The following is a 20,287-nucleotide window of genomic DNA, read 5'->3' as shown; positions in this document are numbered from 1 at the left end:
CCACTCAGCGACTGGTCAGAGCCGGCTCAGGGGCGCCCAGGGCCCGATCGAAACCGTCCGGGATGAGCAGGTGTTGGGGGCGCAGCTCGGTCGTCGAGGACAGCGCCAGTCCGCGCAGGGCGGAGTCGATGCCGCCGGAGAGGATGTCCAGGACGTTCTCGACACCGGCCTGTCCGTTGGCGGCGAGCCCCCACAGGTAGGCGCGGCCGATGAGGACGGCCTTGGCGCCGAGGGCGAGGGCCTTGACCACGTCGGAGCCGCGGCGGACGCCGCCGTCCATGACCACGTCGATCTGGTCCCCGACGGCCTGGGCGATGGGCCGGACCATCCGGATCGCGGCCGGGGTGCCGTCGAGGTTGTTGCCGCCGTGGTTGGACACCGAGATACCTGCCACTCCGGCGTCGACCGCGCGCAGGGCGTCGTCGACGCGGCAGACCCCCTTGAGGACGAACGGAGTCCCGGAGATCTGCTGCCAGATTTCCCGCATCCACGCCACGTCCTCCCAGCTGGGGGGCGGTGTGGTCATCCACTCGTAGTAGGCGCCGAAGAACGTCGGCGCGGGTCCCCAGGACGGTTTTGCCGGGGTTTCCCCGCCCGGCGCAGCGGCCGGCGGCTCGCCTCCGGGCGGGGCGAGGTTGGGGGCGGTGAGGTCGGGCAGTTTTCCGGTCTTGAGGTACTGCCGGCCGAACTGCCCTAGCCACCCCGCCTTGGTGACAACCTTGGGCGCCAGGCGGACCATGGCCTTGAAGTCCATCCTCTCCGGGATCTCCGGGCTGCCCCAGTCGCGGCCCATTGAGAAGGACCAGTCCAAGGTGGCGATCAGGCCGGCGGCACCGGCGGCGTGGGCGCGCTGCATCCGCTGGATCATGGTGTCCCGGTCGCCGGTCCAGTACATCTGGAAGAACGTCGTGGCGCCGGTGGCCGTGACGTCCTCGACAGACTTCGAGGCGAAGTTGGACAGGCCCATGATCGTGCCCCGCGCCGCGGCCGCCCGGGCCACCGCGACCTCGCCGTCGGGATGCACGGCCTGAACCCCGGTGGGGCTGATGATGACCGGCAAACCGATCTGCTGCCCAAACACGGTTGTTGCCTGGCTGCGCTCGGGCTGCTGGCCGACGACGTGGGGCGCCAGGCCGAGCTCGGCGAACGCCGCCTCGTTTTCGGCGATGCTCTGGCCACGCTCGGAACCGGCGACCAGGGCGCCGTAGACCGGCTGCGGGAGCCGCTTGCGGGCGCGCTCATGTGCGACGGCGACGGATTCGAACCAGGGGTTCTGCTTCCAGGGATTCTCGAACTTCATGTGCTTTGCCTTCAGTGGTTGGTGTCCGGGGCTGCCAAGGTCGTATTTGGAAGACCTGACGGGCCCGGGGTCAGAGGGTGGTGGGATCGAAACCCGCGAGGGGGCTCTCGGCGCAGGCTGAGACCGGCGGCCGCTCGGGGCGGCGGGTGAGAAGCTGCAGCATCACCGGCTGATTGCGCGTGGGGGTCTTTTTCGAATGGTCCTGACTGGCCGCAGGGATGACACGGTCCCCGGCCAGCGCCTGCTCGCCGTACCCTTGGACGCATTCGGGGTCGGGGCCGTCCAGCGGTAGGCCGGTGAAGAACTTCGCGGCCATGCACCCGCCGCGGCAGGCGTCGAAGAACTGACACTTCGTGCACGCGCCGCCGGTCTGCGGAGAGCGCAGGTCCTGGAACAACGGTGAGGTCTGCCAGACCCGCCCGAAACCGCCGTCGGCGAGCAGGTTGCCGGCCAGGAAGTTGTCGTGGATGGCGAACGGGCAGGCGTAGACGTCCCCGATGGGATCGATCAGGCAGACCACCCGCCCGGCCCCGCAGAGGTTCAGGCCAGGGAGTGACTCGCCGAAGGCGGCGAGGTGGAAGAACGAGTCGCCGGTGAGCACGTCCTCGCCGTGGGCCATCAGCCAGTCGTAGAGTTCGCGCTGCTGCTCCGGCAGGGGATGCAGTTCGTCCCAGACGTCGGCACCCCGCCCGGACGGGCGCAGGCGCGTGAGCCTGAGCGTGGCACCGTACCGGTCGGCCAGGGCCTTGAACTCATCCAGCTGGCTGATGTTCTGCCTGGTGCAGACCACGGAAATCTTCGCCTCCTTGAAGCCGGCGTCCTTCAGGTTCTGCAGGGCCCTCAGCGCCGTGTCATAGGACCCGGGGCCGCGGACGTAGTCGTTGACCTCCGCGGTGGCACCGTCCAGGGAAATCTGCACGTCCACGTAATCGGTGGCAGCAAGGAAACGGGCCCGCTCGGGAGTGATCCGCACCCCGTTGGTGGAGAACTTCACGCCGACCTGGTGGTCCACGGCGTACTCCAGGAGCTCCCAGAAATCCGGCCGGATCGTCGGCTCGCCGCCGCCAATGTTGACGTAAAAGACCTGCATCCGCTGCAGCTCGTCGATCACCGCCTTGCACTGCTCCGTGCTCAGCTCGCGCGGGTCGCGCCGTCCGGATGAGGAAAGGCAGTGGGCGCACTCGAGGTTGCAGGCGTAGGTCAGCTCCCAGGTCAGGCAGATCGGGGCATCGAGGCCGTATTCGAACTGCTGCACCAGCGTGCCGGTTTGCGGCCTCACCGGACGGCCAATGGGGTGCTCTATCAGATTGGTGCTCATGCGTCGGGTCCCTTCCGGGGGCGGATCATGTCGGTCGCGGCCAGGCCGCGCAGGGCCGCCGCATAGGCGGCATGCTGGGAGGCCGGGACGCCCGCGTGCTCGAGTGCCGTCCGCACATCCGGTGCCGATGCAAGGCCTTGGACGACGGCGACCAGTTCGGGCCGCTTCAGGAAGGTCAGCTTCCGGTTGCCGAAATGGTAGGCCAGTGCCCCGAAGGGCTCGGGCCGCAGCGCCACCGACGGCGAGATCATCCACGGCTCTCCCAGCAGGGCGTCCATCAGTAGACGCCGCACATGCCGTCGATCGAGACCTCCTCGATGAGATCTTCGGTGATCAGCTCGGCCTGCTGATCCTGGTGTTCGGCCTTAGGTTTCATGGTGATCCTCCTTATCCAGCGTGTCCTGACACACATTAATGGCACCAAGGGCAATAAATCTACCCCCTATGCAAAGAAATCGGATTGCGTCATCGGCACGGTAAGTTGCAATGCATGACGAGTCAGCAAGTGCGCGCCAGTGCACGTGGTCGCCCCGAGGTCACCTCCCATGGCGCGATCGAGCAGGCGGCCTTCGCGCTCTTCGCCGAACGTGGCTTCGCGGGCACCACCCTAAATGCAATCGCTGAGCGGGTCGGTGTCGGGCGCCGGACGCTGTTCCGCTACTACCAGTCGAAGAATGACATCCCGTGGGGTCAGTTTGACCGGACGCTTGACCACTTCCGGGCGCTACTGGACCAGCAGCCCGATGACGTGCCAGTACATGCCGGGGTCCATCGAGCGGTGGTTGAGTTCAACCGTTTTCCGTCAGGCGCCCGGCCTTCACACCGCGAACGCATGCGGCTCATCCTGACGACACCGGAACTGCAGGCCCACTCCGTGCTGCGCTATGCCGAATGGCGCCGGGTGATCGCCGAGCACGTCGCCCGCCGCACTGGGGCACAGCCGGACGATCTGATGCCCCAGGTTGCCGGACACGTGTCGCTGGCGCTCTCCCTGGCAGCATACGAGGCCTGGCTCGCCCACCCCGAAGAAACCCACGCGGACGGGCTCTTGGACCTCATCGACCGCGCCATGACCGGTCTGCGGACCTATCTCGAGGCATAGACAGGCAGGCCGCAGTTCCCCGTCTTCCGACCGGGTTATGAGGTGGAGCCTGTTCGGACGCTATGTTAAGGCCGAGGCCAAGGAACTTCATTGGGTCGGCGAGGACTCTTTGCTCATGGGGCAAGAATCATGACCGGCAGAGTCTTGCAAGAATGAAGGCCGGCATCGATTACTCGGTGGGGGCTCGGCGGTTTGGAGTGACAAGACGATTCTTAAGGGCGGAGTGCAGGTCGTCGTCGTATCCGGCGGCGCGGAGCACGGGCATCATGCCGCCCTCCCCGCTCAGGGTTTCGAGCATACCGCGCATGTTATCCTCGTCGGCTCCCATCAGAGGGTGACCGGCGTAGCCGGTGAATGTGCCAGTGGCAGAACGGGGAGGTGTACCGCCACCGTCCAAGCGGTGCAGGACGGTGGCGATGTTGTGGCGGGTGAGGGCGTAGTCGGCGATGATGGTTCTCTGGTCGGTGCCCAGACAGCTTAGGACGACAGCGGCGAGAATGCCGGTGCGGTCCTTGCCCGCGGCGCAGTGGAAGAGCACCCCTCCGTCGGTATAGGCGATTACCTGTAGAGCGTGCAGGATCGTACTCACCCGGTCGCGAAACAGCTGCGCGTACCATTTCCCCACATCACGGGGCGTGCGGATGGCTCGGAACACCTCTGCCATCACCGCAGGGGTGGAGATGCCATCGGTCAGCGGCAGATGGTAGTGCTCGATCTGATAGGCCATCGAGGGTCCGCGGCCGGTCCGGTTCAATTCTTCGGGAGAACGCAGATCGATCACCGCCCGCAGCCCCGCGGACACGAGGTCCTGGAGCTGCTCGTGGGTGGTCAGGCAGATGTCGTCGCTGCGCCACAGTGCGCCGTGGCGGACGTATCCGCCCTCGACTCGGAGTCCACCAAGATCACGGAGGTTGACTAGCGGGGCGAGGGGGACAGCGGTGCCTTCGGTTTCGGGGGTAGTGATCATTGGCCCAGCTTCTCTCGGATTGCGGGCAGGGCGGCGCATCGCGGAAACTGGCCCCGGCATTGGCCGAGGACCGTCAGGCCCCCGTCTTGGCGGGGCCAACCTGCGAAGATTGGCGAGACGTGCAACATGGCCGGCTACTTCCTATCTCGGCGAGCCAGGGGCGCTTCCACTGGCGATCGCCTGCTCAGACCAGCACGTCCGCTTCGCCCGCCTCGTCTTCCTGGCGCGCAACCGGCTCGTTCTGCGCACCGGAGGTGCCGGCCGCATACGTGCCGACCTTCTTGTACACGAGGAAGAGAATGCCGTTGAGCGCGGCGGGGACCAGCGAGAGATACAGGATGGTCGAAGGCGCCATGCCGGTGTTGATGAGGAGGCCGCCTACCACCGGTGTGAAGATGGCGCCGAGCCGGCTGAAGCCCGCCGCCCACCCGATTCCCGTCGAGCGCAGCTCCGCCGGGTAGGCTTGGGCGGCGACTGCGGTGAGCGCGACGCCGGCGCCGACGATCCCGAATCCGAGGAAGAAGCAGAGCGTGGTGATCAGGCCGGTGGTGGGTGTGCCGCCGAGGCTGAGGACGAGGGCGACCGTGGCCGCAATCTGTACGAGGGGGGCAAGGACGAGGATGCCGACGCCGAACCGTGAGCGGTCCATCAGGATGCCCAGGACGATCCCGCCGACGATTCCGCCCAGTGTCGCGACAGATGTGCCGAGGATGGCGGTGGAATCCTGTACACCGGAGGAGACCAACAGCGTCACCAGCCAGCTGAAGACGAAGTAGGATCCCACGATGCCGAGCAGGAGCATCGACCAGACCAGGACGGTGGAGATCGCGCGGCCGTCACGGAAAAGCTCGAGCGCGCTGACCTTGCGCACGCTCTCGGTGTGATTGGCGGTGAAAGAATCCGTGGACCGGTAGGCCCGTGTGCCGTCGATCTTGTTCAGAAGGTGCGCGACTTTCTCATTCTTTCCACGCGCCGCGTAGAACTCGACGGACTCGGGCAGGAAAGCGATCGAGAAGAGCAGGACCGCCAGCGGGAACACTCCGGCTGCGAGGAAGACCGCTGCTCCGCCGAAGTTAGGGACCAGAACCGCGGCGAGGAGTCCGCACGCCATGCCGCCGGCTGCCATGCCGGTGCCGATGATACTGACCGCGGTTGCCTTGAACCACCGGGGGGAGTACTCAGATCCGAGTGCGAACAGGTTCGGAGATGCGGTTCCGATGCCCATGCCGGAGACAAGCCGGAACACGACGAGCGCGGCGACGGATGCAGCGGTGGCTGCCAGCGCTGTGCACACCCCGAACAGGACGATCCCGATCCAGATCATGGGCTTGCGGCCGTACCTGTCCGCCAGCGGCGCGAGTGTGACCGACGCCAAAATCTCACCGACGACTCCGGCGACGATCACGGCAGAGAAGTTGCCGGCAGACACCTCCCACTTCTCGGCCAGGCTGGGGATCGCATAGCCGACCGCAAGTGAGTTGAAGCCGTCTGCGAACCCGAGGAGCAGGCAGAGTATAACCACGCGCTTCTGCAAGTTCGAGAAGCGTGAATTGTCGATAATGCGCGTGATGGCGACGGGAGACGGATTCGACATTGAAGTTCCTCCGGGTGGGCAGTTCGCCATGGGGCGAGTCGATGTTGAGGACAGAAGAGCTGTTGAAGGGCTCCCGGCAGGGATTCACGGCCGTGCTTCAATAAGGCGCTCGGCCAAGCCGTGAAGGCCGGTGAAGGGTGATGCACCCGTCGTGCCGGTTGGCGTCCGATCCAGCCCGGGGAGCCGCACGAGGGCCCCGGCCGTGGGTCGGGATCTCGCCGTCCTTGCATGAGCCGCCGTGCGCGCAGTTCGTCGGCCGGCCGGCAGCCCCTGAACGAGGCACAATCACCACGCTCCTTCAGAGGGGCTGCCGGCCGGGCTGCCGCGGATGCGTCACGAGGATGTGCTGCGTGTCCGAGTGCGGTTCGGTCAGCCGGTGTGTGTCTCGGCCAGAGCAGGGTCGTCGATCGCCGGCCTCGGCCCGTCGGCCGGGGTGCCGATGACCTGCACCTGGGTGTACTCCTCCAGGCCCCAACGCCCGTTCTCCACGCCGAAGCCGCTGGCCTTGTGGCCGAGGAACGGCAGGTGGGGGCTCACGCCAAATCCGTGCTGGTTCACGCTCACCATGCCGGCCTCGAGCCGGGTAACGATCTGTGCGTTCAGCTCCGGGTCCGGACCCCACACGGAGGCGGTGAGTCCAAACTCCGTGCGGTTGGCCCGCCGGATCCCGTCCTCAACGTCGCTATAAGAAACGACCGGGAGGATCGGACCGAACTGCTCCTCGTCGACAATTCGGGACCCGTCGTCGACGTTGTCGAAGATGGTGGGGGCGACGAAAAATCCGGGCCGGTCCAGCGGTGCACCGCCGGCCGCGGCGCGCGCGCCACTTCCGAGCGCTTCGCCGAGGAGCTCCACGACACGGTCGTACTGGGGACGGGTGGAGACCGGCCCCAGTTGCACGCCGTCCTCGAAGGGACCGCCCACCTTGACGGACCGTGCGATCTCGGCGAGTGCCTCGACCATTTCGGAGTGCTGGCTCTTGTGGACGTAGACGCGCTTGATGTCGCCGCAGATCTGTCCGTTATTCATGAACCCGGCCCAGAAGATGGACCCGGCGATCGCCGCGATGTCTGCTCCGGGAAGGACCAGCGCCGGGTCGTTGCCGCCCATCTCTAGGGTGAAGCGCTTGAGGTCGGCCGCCGCGGCTGACGCAATGCTGCTGCCGGCCCGGATGGAGCCGGTGAAGCTGATCTTTCGCGGTACCGGGTGGGAGGTCAGCCGCTCGCCCAGCGGGTCTGGCCCGGTGGCGATGTTGAGGACGCCTGCCGGCAGGAGGTGGGCGATCCGGGTGGCCAGTGCGAGGGATGAGAGCGGGGTGAAGGGCGAGGGTTTGAGAACCACCGTGTTGCCTGTGCGCAGTGCCGGTGCAATGGCCCAGGCGAACTGGATGATGGGTGTGTTCCACGGCTTGATGGCCGCGACGACGCCGAGCGGGCGGCGCACCACCGTGGCCCGGTAGCCCTGGGCGTCGACGATCTCCTCCGGCTCCATCTCGAAGTCCGCGTAGTAACGGAGCCAGAGCGCAGCCAGACGGAACTCCCAGCGCGAGTCCTCGTGCGGCTTTCCGGTCTCCAGTGAGAGCAGGTGCCCGAGGTCGTCGGCGGCAGCCTCGGTGACGTCGGCGATCGCCCGCAGGGCGCTCCGGCGGGAGGCCGAGTCCGCCGCCCAGGCCGGGAATGCGTCTTGGGCGGCCGTGAACGCGGCGTCGACGTGGGCCTGGGTTGCCGACGGAGCCTGGGCGAACACCTGGCCCGTGCTCGGGTTTACGACGTCGAACGTCTGGTCGGTGGCGACCTGCTGGCCGCCGATGGTCATGGTGTACGGGGAGGACATCGTTGTTATCCCTTCGGTTGTGGGCGTGAGCTGGACTGAGTTCTGGCTCACAGTGCCATAAATGGCATTGTGTGTGTTATTTCACTCGCACCGCAAACTGGGCAGCAAAAAGTTCTGTCGATGACGGAATGCATCCCTCCGCGAGGCACCAGTTGAGATGCACGGGGTCGGCAGGTTGTGGTCTGTCTCAGGCCAGTCCCTTGTCACGGCCGAATCCTTCATACGTTGGAGGTGAGGGTGCCACTTGCTCGAGGAAGCAAACCTGAGCGCGTTGTTGCTAGTGAACGGCACGCCGCCATGTTTTTCCAATGCATTTGAGGACGAGGAAAAATGCGTTAGGTACATTTATCGCAAACTTCTGCGTCTTGTACAGCAATTTTCCGAGGCCGGTGGCGCGATGAGCCGTTGCCGTGGTGACATGCAGGGGGCTTCGTTTTCGCCGCAGGTCAGGAAAAGGCCGAAGAAGATATAGCCGACAGCGCAGGCCTATATGCGATGACCGTATATGTCATCAGAAAAAAATGCATTGGACACGCGGGGCCCCATTGGATTGTCTGGATGTGGACACTCGTTGTCGTTCGCCAGCGTCCAGCGCGGGCGCCGGAACCAACTCACTCAAAGGAGCGTGAAGACGTGGCAGGTCGTCTTGAGGGCAAGGTCGCATTCATCACCGGGGGCGCCAAGGGGCAGGGCCGCAGTCATGCGGTGCGGCTTGCCCAGGAGGGCGCCGACATCATTACGGTTGATCTCTTGGAAGACATCGACTCGGTCCCTTACAAGCTCGGGACGAAGGAAGAGCTGGAGGAGACGGTTCGCCAGGTCGAGTCTCTCGGCCGCCGGATTGTCGCCACCAGAGCCGACGTACGCGACTACGAGGGCCTCGCGGAGGCCCTAAACGACGGCGTGGCACAGCTCGGTCGGCTTGACATCGTCAGCGCCAACGCAGGCATCGTCAGTGGCTTCGCGCCGGCCGAGACGCTGGACGAGGTCACCTGGCAGGACATGCTCGACGTAAATCTCACCGGCCCCTGGCACACCGCCAAAGCGGCGATCCCGCATCTTCGTGCCAGCGGCGGCGGATCGATCACCATCACCAGCTCCGTGGTCGGGCTGAAGGCGGCGCAGAACGTCGCCCACTACGTTGCCGCCAAGGCCGGTGTAGTCGGCCTCATGCGCAACCTGGCGCTTGAGCTGGCCAAGGACAAGATCCGCGTCAATACCATCCACCCCACCACGGTGGCCACGGACATGACGTTCAACGACCCGACCTACCGAGTCTTCCGCCCCGACCTGGAGAATCCGACCAAGGAAGACTTCATCGAGGCCACCCACGGTTTGAATCCTTTCCCGATCAACCTCATCGAAGCGATCGATCTGAGCAACGCGCTGCTGTTCCTTTCCTCCGACGAGGCCAGGTACATCACCGGCGTCGCCCTTCCTGTGGACGCCGGCAACTCCATCGGTTAGGGCTCTGCGAAGCCACTTCTGCCGCAGTTGCGCCCGACCCCGGTCGCGGCGGGCGCAACTGCGGCATCGGCCGGGAGCGAGTCCACAGCGCTCCTGGCGGAACTGTAGGTAAAGAAGCAAGATCCTTATGACCAATCCGGGCGGTAGCCACGGGAGCAGTTCTTTCAGCGCCCGCCGACGCCGGAACTTGGACCTCATCGCCGCGTTGGCTCCGGAGGATGCGGGAGATCATCCCGGCCGCGCTGATGCACGCCATGCGGCAAGGACAAAATAAGCAACAAGGTAGTGTCAAGACATGCTGGGTCTGCATAAGCTGCATGATTTCGTGACTCTGGCCTGGAGCGACAGGTATCTCCGGGCAGGGGCAGCCCTGCACCTTTCCCGGTCCGCGCTCACCCGGAACATCCGGACCCTTGAACGGCGCTAACGGGGAGAGCCAGGTGCGGGAGGGACTCATAGCCGACTACATCATCGTCGGCGCCGGTGCAGCCGGCTGCGTTCTGGCCGACCGGTTGAGCCTGGACGGTTCCCGGCGCGTACTGCTCCTCGAGGCGGGTCGGCGAGCCCGCCACCCCTTTGTCTCGGTCCCCAAAGGATTCATCGTCACGATGCAGTCCGCACGGATCACCTACGGCTACACGACCGAACCGCTGGCCAACGGGCGGGTACAGACATGGCTTCGTGGCCGCGCCCTTGGTGGCTCAACAACCGTCAACGGTTCGATGTATCTACGCGGCGAACGCCACTATTACGACCGCCTTGCGGACGAGCTCGGTGCTACCTGGGCCTGGCCGGCATGGGAACGTGCCTTCCAGGCCGTCGAGAGCCGCCTGCCGGTGCAGGCCGTAGCCGCGGACGATGACGTTGCAGCGGCGGTACTGGATGCCTTTTCCCTGTCCGGCATGCTGACAGTCGCGGACCTTAACTCATCGTGCGGACAACGCTCCGGGGCCACCCCGGCAACGATCGTGCACGGGCGACGAGCGACGGCTGCCACAGCCTTTTTATCGCCAGCATCACGGCGTGCGAACCTGAGGGTGGTTACCGGGGCACAGGCCCTCCGTCTGACGCTTGACGGGGCGCGCGTGACCGGCGTCGTGGTCGTCCAGGACGGTGAGGCGGTTCTCCACCGCGCCCGGCGTGAGATCGTCGTGTCTGGCGGTGCGCTCGAGACCCCGCTGTTGCTCGAGCGTTCAGGCATCGGTGATCCCGCAGTCTTACGCAGGTCCGGGATCGAGCCACTCGTTGAATCCCGGGCCGTGGGCGAGGGCTTGGTCGAGCAGCGCTCGGTCATCGTCAAGGCCAGGCTGCGCGAAGGGCTGGGGGACGGGCCGCTGCTCGACAGCCCCACAAAAGTCGCGGCCCAGGCCACCCGCTATCTGCTCACCAGAGGTGGTCCGATCGCGACGGGCCCCTATGAGCTCGCCGGTCTCGCCGACAGCACAGGACGCGATACTCCGGACCTCCAGATCCTCACCTCGAGGCTGGCAACTGATGACAGCGGGTTGCGCGTGGCCGACCATGCAGGCCTGATGATGCAGGGCTATGCCGTGCAGCCGAGCAGTGCCGGTTCGGTCCATGTCAGTGGTCCGCTGCCGACGGACCCGCCGCGCATCGACGCCTCGGCGCTCACCACGGGCGAGGACCGTCATTTGACGGCCGTGGTGCTGGATCGTATCCGTGATGTGCTGGGGGCCGGCCCGCTTGCCGGCCTCATTGTCGGAGAGGAGGTGCCCGGCGCCTCCGTGCAAGGTGAGGACGGCGCCACACGGCATGCCTTGGATGCCGGTTCCGGGATCTTTCATGCCGTCGGCTCCTGTGCCATGGGAGACTCGGAGGAAGCCGTTTTGGACACGCGACTGCGCGTGCGCGGCGTCGAGGGCCTGCGTGTGGCCGATGCCTCGGTCTTCCCGCGACAGCCCTCCGGCGGAACGGCGGCGCCCACCATGGCGCTCGGATACCTCGCAGCGCAGACCATGATCGAGGATGAGGCGTGAAGGCCGCGCATCCCCGCGCATGCCGTTCCCGATGCCGGGGCGGCGACGCCCGGCTCGGTACGCAGAACCATCCTGGGGAGGATTCAGGGTGCAGGCCTCCCCAGGACGGGTGCGACAGCCGGTGACGGCGCCGCCGGCGAGGCGGCGTCCAGCGGCGCCGTGGCCGCTAGGTGAAGGCGGGCGTGCGGAAGCTGTCCAGCGATTCGAGATCGTCGATGGCCGTAGCGATACGTTTGACGAACTCCATCGTCGTGTCCCGCGGCTGCATATCCGGCATGGTTGCCGGGGGCTCCACGCAGATCGTCCACCATGTCAGCGCGGTCATGAGCTGACGGCGGTAGATGTCCCAGGCCTGGTTGAAGTCAGGAACCGGTGCGCCGGCCTCGCGCATGAGGTCCAGATACAGTTCGATGAGCTCCCGCTCCCACTGTCTGCGGTCCTCCACGGTGAGCGCCGTCGACAGAGTGTAGGCCAGGTCCCGGCCCCAGTGCCCCCGCGAGACGCATTGCCAGTCGGCAAGACCCATCTCCCCGTTGCCGGCGACGTACCAGTTCTTGAGGTGGACGTCCCCATGCGCCAGCGTGTACGGCAGGCTCTTGTGGTCGTCCACCGAGGCCACCGTTGCCGGCCAGATCTCGTCGAAACGGGCGTACAGCCGCTCGGGGATAACCTCCTCGGCGCCGAGGAAACCGGCCTGCGAGCCCTCCTTCATCCCCATGTTGAGGGTCTTCCGGAAGAACTCGGGCCAGGTTTGGACGTTCTTGGCCTTCGCTCCCAGCTCGGTTCCCTCGTGGCAGGCGGCATGGAGCCCCGCCAGGAGCCGGATCTGGCTCTTGGCGCGTTGAAGGCTGATCGTGCTGGCATGGTTCAGGAATTCGCTTCGCCCGGTCAGATCCTCGAGCATAATCATTGAGTTGAACGATTGGTCGTCGACTCGGGCGAAATAGCTCTTCGGTGCTTCGATCTCGATCTGCGGCCGAATCTGGCTGTAGAAGAATTCCTCACCGGATGCCGAATTTGCGGCGCCGAGCACAATCCGGTTCACAAGATCGTGGCTTGCCTTGCAGAACAACGCGGACGGAAGGCCGGCCGCCGTCCCGGCCTCGTTGTAGGTGAGGTGGATGATCCTGCGGTTCGAGGACCCGTTGTCGGGCGCACCGAGCCTGTGGCCCACTACCGCGGCACCAGGGAAGTTGGCGCACAGGACGTCTGTGAGCCACTCATCTGTGATCGATTCGTAGGCCAGCGGCAGTTCGCCCACTGCCAGCGGGATTTCGAGGCGCTGCTGGTCGGCCTCGTACGCTTTGGTTACCCGTGCGATGAATTTTTCGTCCATCCCGGATTCTCCTTAATTCCCGATTCATGGGATCAAACATCTACTGACGGAATACAACTTTCGGTAACACCCTCCGCACAGGTCGTTCCACGGGCTGGTCGGACTTTTCGCGGAGTACATTTGCTCGCCTGGTCCAGCCGAAGCGCAGAGGACCGGTCGTGTTCCCTGGGCAGGTCAGGCGGGGCACCAACGACCGCTCTGCTTACAGGTCAAGCACGAGCTTCGGCGAGAGAGAGCGCGAGACGCAGATTGTCATGCATGTGCCTGCCTCGCGCTCTCCGGCACTGAGGATGTCGTCCTTGTGGTCCGGCGTCCCCTCCAGCACGTTGGTGATGCAGGTCCCGCAGATCCCGCTTTCGCAGGAGCTGATTACGTCGATGCCGGCTTCGTTGACCACTTCGAGAATGGATCGCTCCGGTGGCACGTTGAGCTCGAGGTTGCTGCGGGCGAGTTCGACCGTGAACGCTCCGCCAGGAGCTAGGGCGAGCGGCTTAAACCGCTCGACGTTCAGGGCGTCGGGAGCCCAGTGGGCGCTGGCGCGCTCGACGGCATCGAGCAGCGGCCCGGGGCCGCAACAGTAGATCTTTGTTCCCGGTGCCGCATCCCTGAGTTCCGTTGCCAGGTCGAGGAGCCCGAACTCGTCCTCAGGCCGTACGGTAACGGTGTCGCCGTATGCCTCAAGCTCGTCCAGGAAAGCCATCGAGTTGCGGGTCCGTCCGCCGTATAGCAGCCGCCACGGGACCCCGGACGATTCGGCACGTGCCACCATCGGCAGAATCGGTGTGATGCCAATGCCGCCGGCGATGAAGACGTAGCCATCGGCTTCTTTCAGGGCGAAGGAGTTGCGCGGGCCGCGGACCTGCACCTGCTCGCCCTCCATCAACCTGTCGTGGACGTACTCCGATCCGCCCCGGCTCTGGGGCTCGCGCAGCACACCTATCCGCCAGCGTGACCGGTCGCCAGGGTCCCCGCAGAGGGAGTACTGGCGCACGAGGCGCGGACCCAGCACGAGGTCGATGTGGGCGCCTGGCTCCCACGCGGGCAGCTGTGTACCGTCGTCGGGGGTGAGCTCCAGGGCAACGACACCGTCGCTGGCCTCCGTTCGGCAGGACACCGTGAGCGTGCCTTCGAACTCGCCGAGCTTGCGAGCTGTAAACGCCCCGGTTGTCGTGGTCATGCGCGTGCTCCCTCCGTGACGTCTTCTACCCGGTCCACGCCGACGGTCCGCAGAGCGCTGCGGATGTCGTCCACGAGGAGCTCGGGCTGCTCCGAGGCGGCGAAGTGGCCGCCCCGGGGCTGCTCGGTCCACCGCTGGACGTTGTAATGATGCTCGGCTATGCGCCGTGTCGTTCGGTACAGCTCCTTGGGGAAGACCGCTACGTAGGTGGGCGTCTCCACCCGCTCGGCCGAGGGCCCCATCATCCCTCCGGCAGCCGTCTCGTAGTACAGGCGGGCGGCGGAACCGGCCGTCTGCGTCAGCCAGTACGTCGTGATGTTGGCCAGGAGCTCGTCCTTGGTGAGCACCGATTCCAGGTCGCCCCCGTTATCGGTCCAGGAGTTGAACTTCTCGACGATCCACGCTGCCAGTCCTGCCGGCGAATCGTTGAGTCCATAGGCCAGCGACTGCGGCTTGGTGGCCTGGATGGCGAGGTAGCCAGTTTCCGTGGCGTTGTAAATGGCCTGGTCGGCCTCGAGCCGAGCCTCTTCGGGCGTGGCTTCGCCGTCCTCCGGGCGCCGGCCGCCGGTGACGAGGAACGTGAGGTGGATGGCCGTGACCCGCTCCGGGTGCCGCAGTGCGAGCTGGCCCGCGACGACCGCCCCGTAGTCGCCACCGTGAACAAAGTAGTGGTCATAGCCCAGACCCTCGAGCAGCTCGGCGAAGGCATCGGCGATCCGGCCGGGGTGCCATCCCGGCTCCCGGGTGGGGCCGCTCCAGCCGAAGCCGGGCAGGGAGGGGACGACGATGTCGAACGCATCCTCGGCGTTGCCGCCATGGGAGACAGGGTCGCTCAGCGGACCGATGACTTTGCTGAATTCCGTCGTCGTGCTCGGCCATCCGTGCAGCAGGACGAGAGGGCGTGCTCCCTTGTGGGGCGAACGGACGTGGATGAAGTGGATTTTTTGGCCATCGATCGTCGTGGTGTACTGCGGCCAGGCGTTGAGCTCGGCCTCAGTTTTGCGCCAGTCGAACCCGTTGGCCCAGTATTCCAACAGTTCCCTGACGAAGTCGATGTTTGCGCCGTAATTCCAGCCGGACTCGGGGATCTGGTCGGGCCACCTGGTGGCGGCGATGCGGGACCGCAGGTCGTCGAGCTCTGCCTGGGGAACGTTGACGGTAAAGGGCGTGAAGTCCATCGGGATCTCCTTTTGAGGGAATGGGTGCTGGCTCAGTCGCGGCTGAGGGAGCCGAGCCGGTCCCAGTCGGCCTGGACCCGCTCACGCAGGGACTCCTCGGCCATCCATGAGGTGTCGCGCAACATCGATACCGTCTCCATGAACTTGACGGCGACGTCCGCGTCTTCCGTGGCCAGTGCCAGCAGGCGGTCTGCGTACTGGGACTCGGGCCGATCCCTCACCTCGACGGCGACACCGTCGACCTCGACGCCGGGAATTCCGTAGTCCGAGCTCGTGGAGAACTCCCAGAAGGGCGCGAGGAACTCTTGATAGCCACGCTGGAAGTCTGCGGTGAAGCCATCATCGAGGCCCTTGCCCGCCGCCTTCCGAGCGCCAACGGCGTTGCCGAGCCGCTGGGCCGCGAAGGCGGCCATGGACATGCCCTGTCCGTAGATGGGGTTGAACGCGGCGCAGGCATCGCCGACGACGACAAAGCCCTCGGGCCGGTCCGGCATGCCGGCAAAATCGCGCAGGCGGTTGGAGGTGTTACGCCAGGCCTCGACGGGTTCCACGGTCCCAAACTGGTTGATCATGTCGATGAAGTCGGTGAATCCGAAGCTGGAGATGTACTCCTTGAAGCCTTCCAGATCCTGGGGCGGGAAGTCCCCGGCACAGCCTTGGGCAGTGATCACGTAGCGGTTGCCTTCCTGACGCCACATCGCGCCGCCCCGGGTGGCGGCTGTGCCCTCGCCGGTGACAGTGGGCCCGATGTAGGTGGAGTGCCAGTCCGGGTGCCAATCCTCAGGGACCTCGACGTAGGTGGTGGCATAGCCCCACCGTGCGTTGATGACGGTTTCCTTCGGCTTCTCGTAGCCTGCCTCCTCCAGCCACTGGGGTGCCTGGGAGGGGCGCCCGCTGGTGTCGACGACGAGGTCCGCCTCGATGACGGAATTCTCCTTGGTCGTGAGATTTTGCACCTTCAAACCAGTGACACGACCGTCATTGACCACCAGGCCCAGGGCCTGGGTACCCTCCACGAACTCCACGTTGCCGAGCTTGCCGGCGCGCCCACGGATGTACCATTCGAGGTAGCGCCGGGTGACAGCCAGCATCTCGTGCTCGGTGGGCACGCGCGGGAACCATCCCGCCTTTGACGCATACCGTGAGTCCCGAACGAGGATAGGCTTCGGCGCCCCGCCCGCATGGACCTCCTCGGTCAGCCCAGGGAAGATTTCCTCCAAGGCCAGACGGCCACCTACCGTGAGTGTGTGGAACTGGTAGGAGTGCGGGACGCCCTTGCGCTTCGCAGGCTCCTGCGGAAGCTCGTCGCGCTCGACGACGATCACCTTGTCGAAATGGGGCGACAGGGTGGCCGCCACCGAGGACCCTCCGATACTCGCGCCAACAACGACGGCGGTACCGAATGCGTTCTGCGAACTGGATGACATCTTTGTCCCTCATTTTTCTCGGTTGGGAATAACGAGATGGAACGGTCTGCCGGGGGTGAATCTGCGAAAGAACTGCGGTATTCAGGATTTCCGAAGACCAGCCCTCGCATTACCGTGCCGTCACTTCGAGCCGCGGCCGGGCGTTCCATCTGTAGATTGATCCTGAGGGCACCAGACGTATGTGTCCAATGCAGAATATAACTGCATAATTGCGCCCTGCGCATAAGTTGGCACCAATACCGCCGGCAAGTCAGCAGTGGGCAGGCGGAGGCAGAGACGCGAGCTCCGGCTCCAGCCGGCATCGCGTTTTCCGCAGGTACTACCGGAAGTCTCCGGCGGCCGATCCTCCCGGCCCCGCCGGCGGAAGAGCCGAAAGATGTGCGGCGGATTCCTCTGCCACGCCTTCCACTGCAGCGGGTACCGCATGGCTGGTGGTGGCACGTACCTGAACTTCTCGGCTCCGCCAGCTGCAACCTTGGCTTCCGCACCTCCCAAGATCGCAAAGCTTGGCCTTGATGCACCGGTGGGACTCTGGGGCCAGGGCCGCAGTTAGAGGCGAAATGTCCAGCAGGCCCCGGATGCAGCTGCCGGTTCTCTGCCCGGCGAGGTCGCCGCCGAAGCCGCGGAGCAGACCGGACTACCTTTGTCACGGCTGATGGTCAGAGGGTTGTCCGGGCGGGGGTGGCTGCGAGCCTGTAGTTGGCATTCTGATCCCGGCCGTATGCTGCCGAGGCCACGTCGTGAGAGAACTCCCTGGTTTGCGTTCCCGGTAAAGACCTATGCCGGCAGCCGGACCCTAATGACCCGCCCCGTGGTTAGGGTGCAAAGGGAGCGAGGCGGGACGATCTTTTTCGGCGGCTCAGGTCCGCGGTAACGGGAAGACCTCATGAGGTTCCCTCTGACTTCCCTGGGGTGGCGGGGACAGGCCCGGTCCGGCGCAGCCACCCGTCGTGACCGGCAGAACGATGCCGTCGAAAACGGCGGTGCGTTGATAATGCTGGTGCTCCCTGGCGGAAACGCCCGTCCCCAAAGGCATCCGCGAGGTATCTCTCCAGGTCTCAACCGGATCTGTTCATCCGGGCGCGCCACCTGGTATTCCCTATCGGGTCAAGACGTGCTCGTCGCGTTCGTAGGTCATTCCGTAGGGCACTTCGGGGCTGATGGCGACGGTAAAGGTATGCTGCCGGTGACGCGTTACGAGGATTCCGTGGCGTTTTTCGGCCATGGCCACAAGGCGCATATCTTCGGCGGCACTTTCGAGTTGCCCCTGGACGGTGTCCCAGCCGCTTCCGGCGGGGGGATGAACGGTGATTTCTTGAAGGTGGTTTTTCACGAAAGATGGTTCTTTCAGGGAAGGGGCGGAGAAGCCCGGGCCGACAGGTACACCTGCGATGCGCATCACGGCTCTGCCAGTTCAACTCCACCACACCTTCACTGTCCAATGCATTTTTCGCCGTGAACAAATACAGTCTGCGTATATTGGCGCGATGACAGCGGCCCCCAATTGCCAGGCCCACCGGTACATAGGGCTAAGCGGCGCCCAGTGCTGCGGCAAGGCAGTGGCCCGATGCTGGAGAACGGCGAGGAGAAGTTCCGCCTGCCGATTCACATACTGGCCCGCTCCCCGGGCGGGCCAGCCCTGTGGTATCCGGCCTCCTGGTTCCCTATAGGACCACCTGACTCCCGCCGCCGAACGGCCCGGCGATGACGGCGGTGCAGCCGTGGCCGGACGGATGTGCGCAGTGGAGGCTCAAAGGCGCGACACCTGTGCGTGCTGCCGGGGCCGGCATCCTACGTAGGCTTGCCGGAGAGCCGCTCATCCGTCGGTTCCCTCCGGGTGACGATGCCCGGCGACGAAGTTTTGAGAAGTCTTGAAAGGACACAGAATGGCAATGAAGCGTGCCCGCGCCACATTCGATTCGATCCTCGCCGAAGGCCGGAGGCCGACCGGCGTGTTCGTCATGTCAAGTGATGCATCCACTACGGCTGTCTACGGTTCATCCGGCTATGACTGGGTGCTGATTGACCGCGAACACGGTGTCATGGACAACTCACACATGATCAGCCACCTGCTGGCAGCCCAGGCGACCGGGCTGGTGCCGATCGTCCGTGTGCTCGAGAACAACCCCACGCTGATCCAGCAGTCACTGGATGCGGGTGCGCAGGGCATCCTCGTCCCGAAGATCGGGTCGGCCGATGAAGCCCGGCGCGCGGTCGCGGCCACGCGCTACCAGGCCGGCGGCCGCGGCATGTGCCCGGTCGTTCCGGCGACAAACTTCTCGGGCAGCAACTGGGGTGGCTACAGCACCGAGATGAACGACAACGTGATCCTGATGCCGCTGATCGAGACCAAGCGCGGCGTCGACAACATCGAAGAGATCGTCTCGGTGGAAGGCGTCGACTATATCTTCTTCGGGCTCGCCGACCTCTCGCAGGACCTGGGGATTGATATGGAAGCCGACCTGGACCAGTTGGTGGAGCTCTGGGAGCATGTCGCGGCGACCGCCCACAAGCACGGCGTCCGCGCCGGTGCCCCGCTCGGCTACGGCTTCGACGCGCTGGCCGACTTCGGAAGCCTGGACAGCGACATGTCGACGCTCCGTGCGGCGGCCGAACGCTCGATCGCCGCGTACCGCTCCTCCGAACCGGCGCTCGTGGAGTACCAGCCGGCCCAAACCCTGCTCGGCAGGTAACGGAACATGCTGTAAGGGGATCCCTGGACAGGGATCCCCTTACAGCATGGCAGCTCAGCCGGTGACCAGAGTTACCGGGTCCAGTTCCGTGCCCGGTGGATAGACCTCGTCGAAGGTGTGTATGCCGCTGGCGAGCAGGCGCGGAACCGCCCGCCAGTTCCGGTTAGGATCAAGACGTATGTCGGCCAGTTCGGCCAGCACCAGGCGTTCGGCGGTCCGCTCGAGGAAAGCCGGATGCATGATGGACAGCACTGCTCCGCCTGCGTCGATGGTGATCCACGGATCGCGGACCCGCACGTACAACATGTCGCGGTAACCGCTGAACAGGACCGAGCCGTGGAACCGGAGGGTTCCCCGCTGGGCGGCGGCGTCCCATTCGGACCCGGTGTCCGTATCGAAGGCGAAGGCGCCGCCTTCGATACGCCCGGCGCCGGGCAGCAGCTGCTCGGCGCCGTCGGCCAGTGCCAGCACATAGTCGCGGAAGCTCCGCTTGACCCCCCAGAGCAGTTCGCGCGGCAGCGCTGGAATCAGCGGCCCGGCGGGGGCCTCAACCGGTGGGACGGTGCCGGTCAATTGTCCGGCGCCACTTCCACGGTCAGACCGTCGAGCTCCGCGCAGGCGCGGATCTGGCAGCCCAGCCGGCTTGCCTCCGGCCGGTAGCTGTCCATCATGTCCATCAGGTCGGCTTCGTCGGCCGACTGCGGAGGCAGCTTGCCGGTCCACTGCGCGTCGACATAGACGTGGCACGTTCCGCACGACAGTTCGCCGCCGCACTCGCCAATAATGCCGGGCACGTCATTGCCGAGGGCGATGCGCATGAGAGACTCGCCGTCGGCTCCTTCAACCGTGCGGACCGTGCCGTCGGCCAGGGTGAAGTTAATGGTTCTCATAGGAGGGG

The 20,287-nt window shown here is 65.5% G+C and carries 18 protein-coding genes; 4 read left to right on the top strand and 14 right to left on the bottom strand.

The window, feature by feature from the left end:
* Window positions 1-4 precede the first annotated feature (4 nt).
* The 4 genes from mftD to mftA all read right to left on the bottom strand — a co-directional run bounded on the left by mftD (window position 5) and on the right by mftA (window position 2,994).
* Complete coding sequence (gene mftD, locus HGG74_RS19000; protein ID WP_168488954.1) at window positions 5-1,300, bottom strand: pre-mycofactocin synthase MftD; 1,296 nt, start codon at window positions 1,298-1,300, stop codon at window positions 5-7.
* Between the two features lie 70 nt (window positions 1,301-1,370).
* Window positions 1,371-2,618: a mycofactocin radical SAM maturase gene (mftC, locus tag HGG74_RS18995; protein WP_168488953.1), complete on the bottom strand. Its 1,248-nt coding sequence runs from the start codon at window positions 2,616-2,618 to the stop codon at window positions 1,371-1,373.
* Window positions 2,615-2,896: a mycofactocin biosynthesis chaperone MftB gene (gene mftB, locus HGG74_RS18990; protein ID WP_168488952.1), complete on the bottom strand. Its 282-nt coding sequence runs from the start codon at window positions 2,894-2,896 to the stop codon at window positions 2,615-2,617. Before mftB ends, mftC begins: the two co-directional genes overlap by 4 nt.
* Window positions 2,896-2,994: a mycofactocin precursor MftA gene (gene mftA, locus HGG74_RS18985; RefSeq protein ID WP_168488951.1), complete on the bottom strand. Its 99-nt coding sequence runs from the start codon at window positions 2,992-2,994 to the stop codon at window positions 2,896-2,898. The genes mftB and mftA overlap by 1 nt, the downstream gene beginning before the upstream one ends.
* Window positions 2,995-3,108: 114 nt before the next feature.
* Here mftA and mftR point away from each other — a divergent pair, with 114 nt between their 5' ends.
* Window positions 3,109-3,720, top strand: coding sequence for a mycofactocin system transcriptional regulator MftR (gene mftR, locus HGG74_RS18980; protein ID WP_168488950.1), 612 nt, complete (start codon window positions 3,109-3,111; stop codon window positions 3,718-3,720).
* Window positions 3,721-3,889: 169 nt separating this feature from the next.
* Here mftR and HGG74_RS18975 read toward each other — a convergent pair whose 3' ends face one another.
* From HGG74_RS18975 to HGG74_RS18965, 3 genes are all read right to left on the bottom strand, one after another.
* On the bottom strand, window positions 3,890-4,687 hold the full coding sequence (locus HGG74_RS18975; RefSeq protein WP_168488949.1) for a tyrosine-protein phosphatase: 798 nt from the start codon (window positions 4,685-4,687) through the stop codon (window positions 3,890-3,892).
* A 184-nt stretch (window positions 4,688-4,871) separates the two neighbouring features.
* Complete coding sequence (locus tag HGG74_RS18970) at window positions 4,872-6,281, bottom strand: MFS transporter (protein ID WP_168488948.1); 1,410 nt, start codon at window positions 6,279-6,281, stop codon at window positions 4,872-4,874.
* A gap of 369 nt (window positions 6,282-6,650) precedes the next feature.
* Entirely contained in the window at window positions 6,651-8,165 is a 1,515-nt protein-coding gene (locus tag HGG74_RS18965; RefSeq protein WP_205762193.1) for an aldehyde dehydrogenase family protein, read from the bottom strand.
* A 582-nt stretch (window positions 8,166-8,747) separates the two neighbouring features.
* Here HGG74_RS18965 and HGG74_RS18960 point away from each other — a divergent pair.
* Window positions 8,748-9,581: a mycofactocin-coupled SDR family oxidoreductase gene (locus HGG74_RS18960; protein ID WP_312856911.1), complete on the top strand. Its 834-nt coding sequence runs from the start codon at window positions 8,748-8,750 to the stop codon at window positions 9,579-9,581.
* 413 nt (window positions 9,582-9,994) lie between these two features.
* Complete coding sequence (locus HGG74_RS18955; protein WP_168488946.1) at window positions 9,995-11,578, top strand: GMC family oxidoreductase; 1,584 nt, start codon at window positions 9,995-9,997, stop codon at window positions 11,576-11,578.
* 166 nt (window positions 11,579-11,744) lie between these two features.
* Here HGG74_RS18955 and HGG74_RS18950 read toward each other — a convergent pair whose 3' ends face one another.
* The 5 genes from HGG74_RS18950 to HGG74_RS18930 form a co-directional block, all read right to left on the bottom strand.
* Window positions 11,745-12,914: a phosphotransferase gene (locus HGG74_RS18950; protein ID WP_168488944.1), complete on the bottom strand. Its 1,170-nt coding sequence runs from the start codon at window positions 12,912-12,914 to the stop codon at window positions 11,745-11,747.
* Between the two features lie 202 nt (window positions 12,915-13,116).
* On the bottom strand, window positions 13,117-14,091 hold the full coding sequence (locus HGG74_RS18945) for a PDR/VanB family oxidoreductase (protein ID WP_168488942.1): 975 nt from the start codon (window positions 14,089-14,091) through the stop codon (window positions 13,117-13,119).
* Window positions 14,088-15,269 (bottom strand): epoxide hydrolase family protein, encoded by a 1,182-nt coding sequence (locus HGG74_RS18940; RefSeq protein WP_168488940.1) that lies wholly within the window; start codon window positions 15,267-15,269, stop codon window positions 14,088-14,090. Before HGG74_RS18940 ends, HGG74_RS18945 begins: the two co-directional genes overlap by 4 nt.
* Window positions 15,270-15,301: 32 nt before the next feature.
* Window positions 15,302-16,696, bottom strand: a complete 1,395-nt coding sequence (locus HGG74_RS18935) for an NAD(P)/FAD-dependent oxidoreductase (RefSeq protein WP_168488938.1) — start codon at window positions 16,694-16,696, stop codon at window positions 15,302-15,304.
* A 1,099-nt stretch (window positions 16,697-17,795) separates the two neighbouring features.
* Entirely contained in the window at window positions 17,796-18,098 is a 303-nt protein-coding gene (locus HGG74_RS18930) for a hypothetical protein (protein WP_205762191.1), read from the bottom strand.
* Between the two features lie 484 nt (window positions 18,099-18,582).
* On the opposite strand from HGG74_RS18930, the gene HGG74_RS18925 reads away from it, so the two are divergent.
* A complete protein-coding gene (locus tag HGG74_RS18925) occupies window positions 18,583-19,389 on the top strand; it encodes an HpcH/HpaI aldolase family protein (protein WP_168488936.1) in 807 nt (268 codons plus the stop codon).
* Window positions 19,390-19,443: 54 nt separating this feature from the next.
* Here the strand turns inward: HGG74_RS18925 and HGG74_RS18920 are convergent, their stop codons facing one another.
* Window positions 19,444-19,962, bottom strand: coding sequence for an HtaA domain-containing protein (locus HGG74_RS18920; protein ID WP_168488935.1), 519 nt, complete (start codon window positions 19,960-19,962; stop codon window positions 19,444-19,446).
* Window positions 19,959-20,279 (bottom strand): 2Fe-2S iron-sulfur cluster-binding protein, encoded by a 321-nt coding sequence (locus HGG74_RS18915; protein ID WP_168488933.1) that lies wholly within the window; start codon window positions 20,277-20,279, stop codon window positions 19,959-19,961. Before HGG74_RS18915 ends, HGG74_RS18920 begins: the two co-directional genes overlap by 4 nt.
* Window positions 20,280-20,287 lie beyond the last annotated feature (8 nt).

Origin of the sequence: Arthrobacter mobilis (assembly GCF_012395835.1) — a bacterium.
GTDB classification, from domain to species: domain Bacteria; phylum Actinomycetota; class Actinomycetes; order Actinomycetales; family Micrococcaceae; genus Crystallibacter; species Crystallibacter mobilis.
This window is presented reverse-complemented; position numbering and strand designations above follow the sequence as displayed.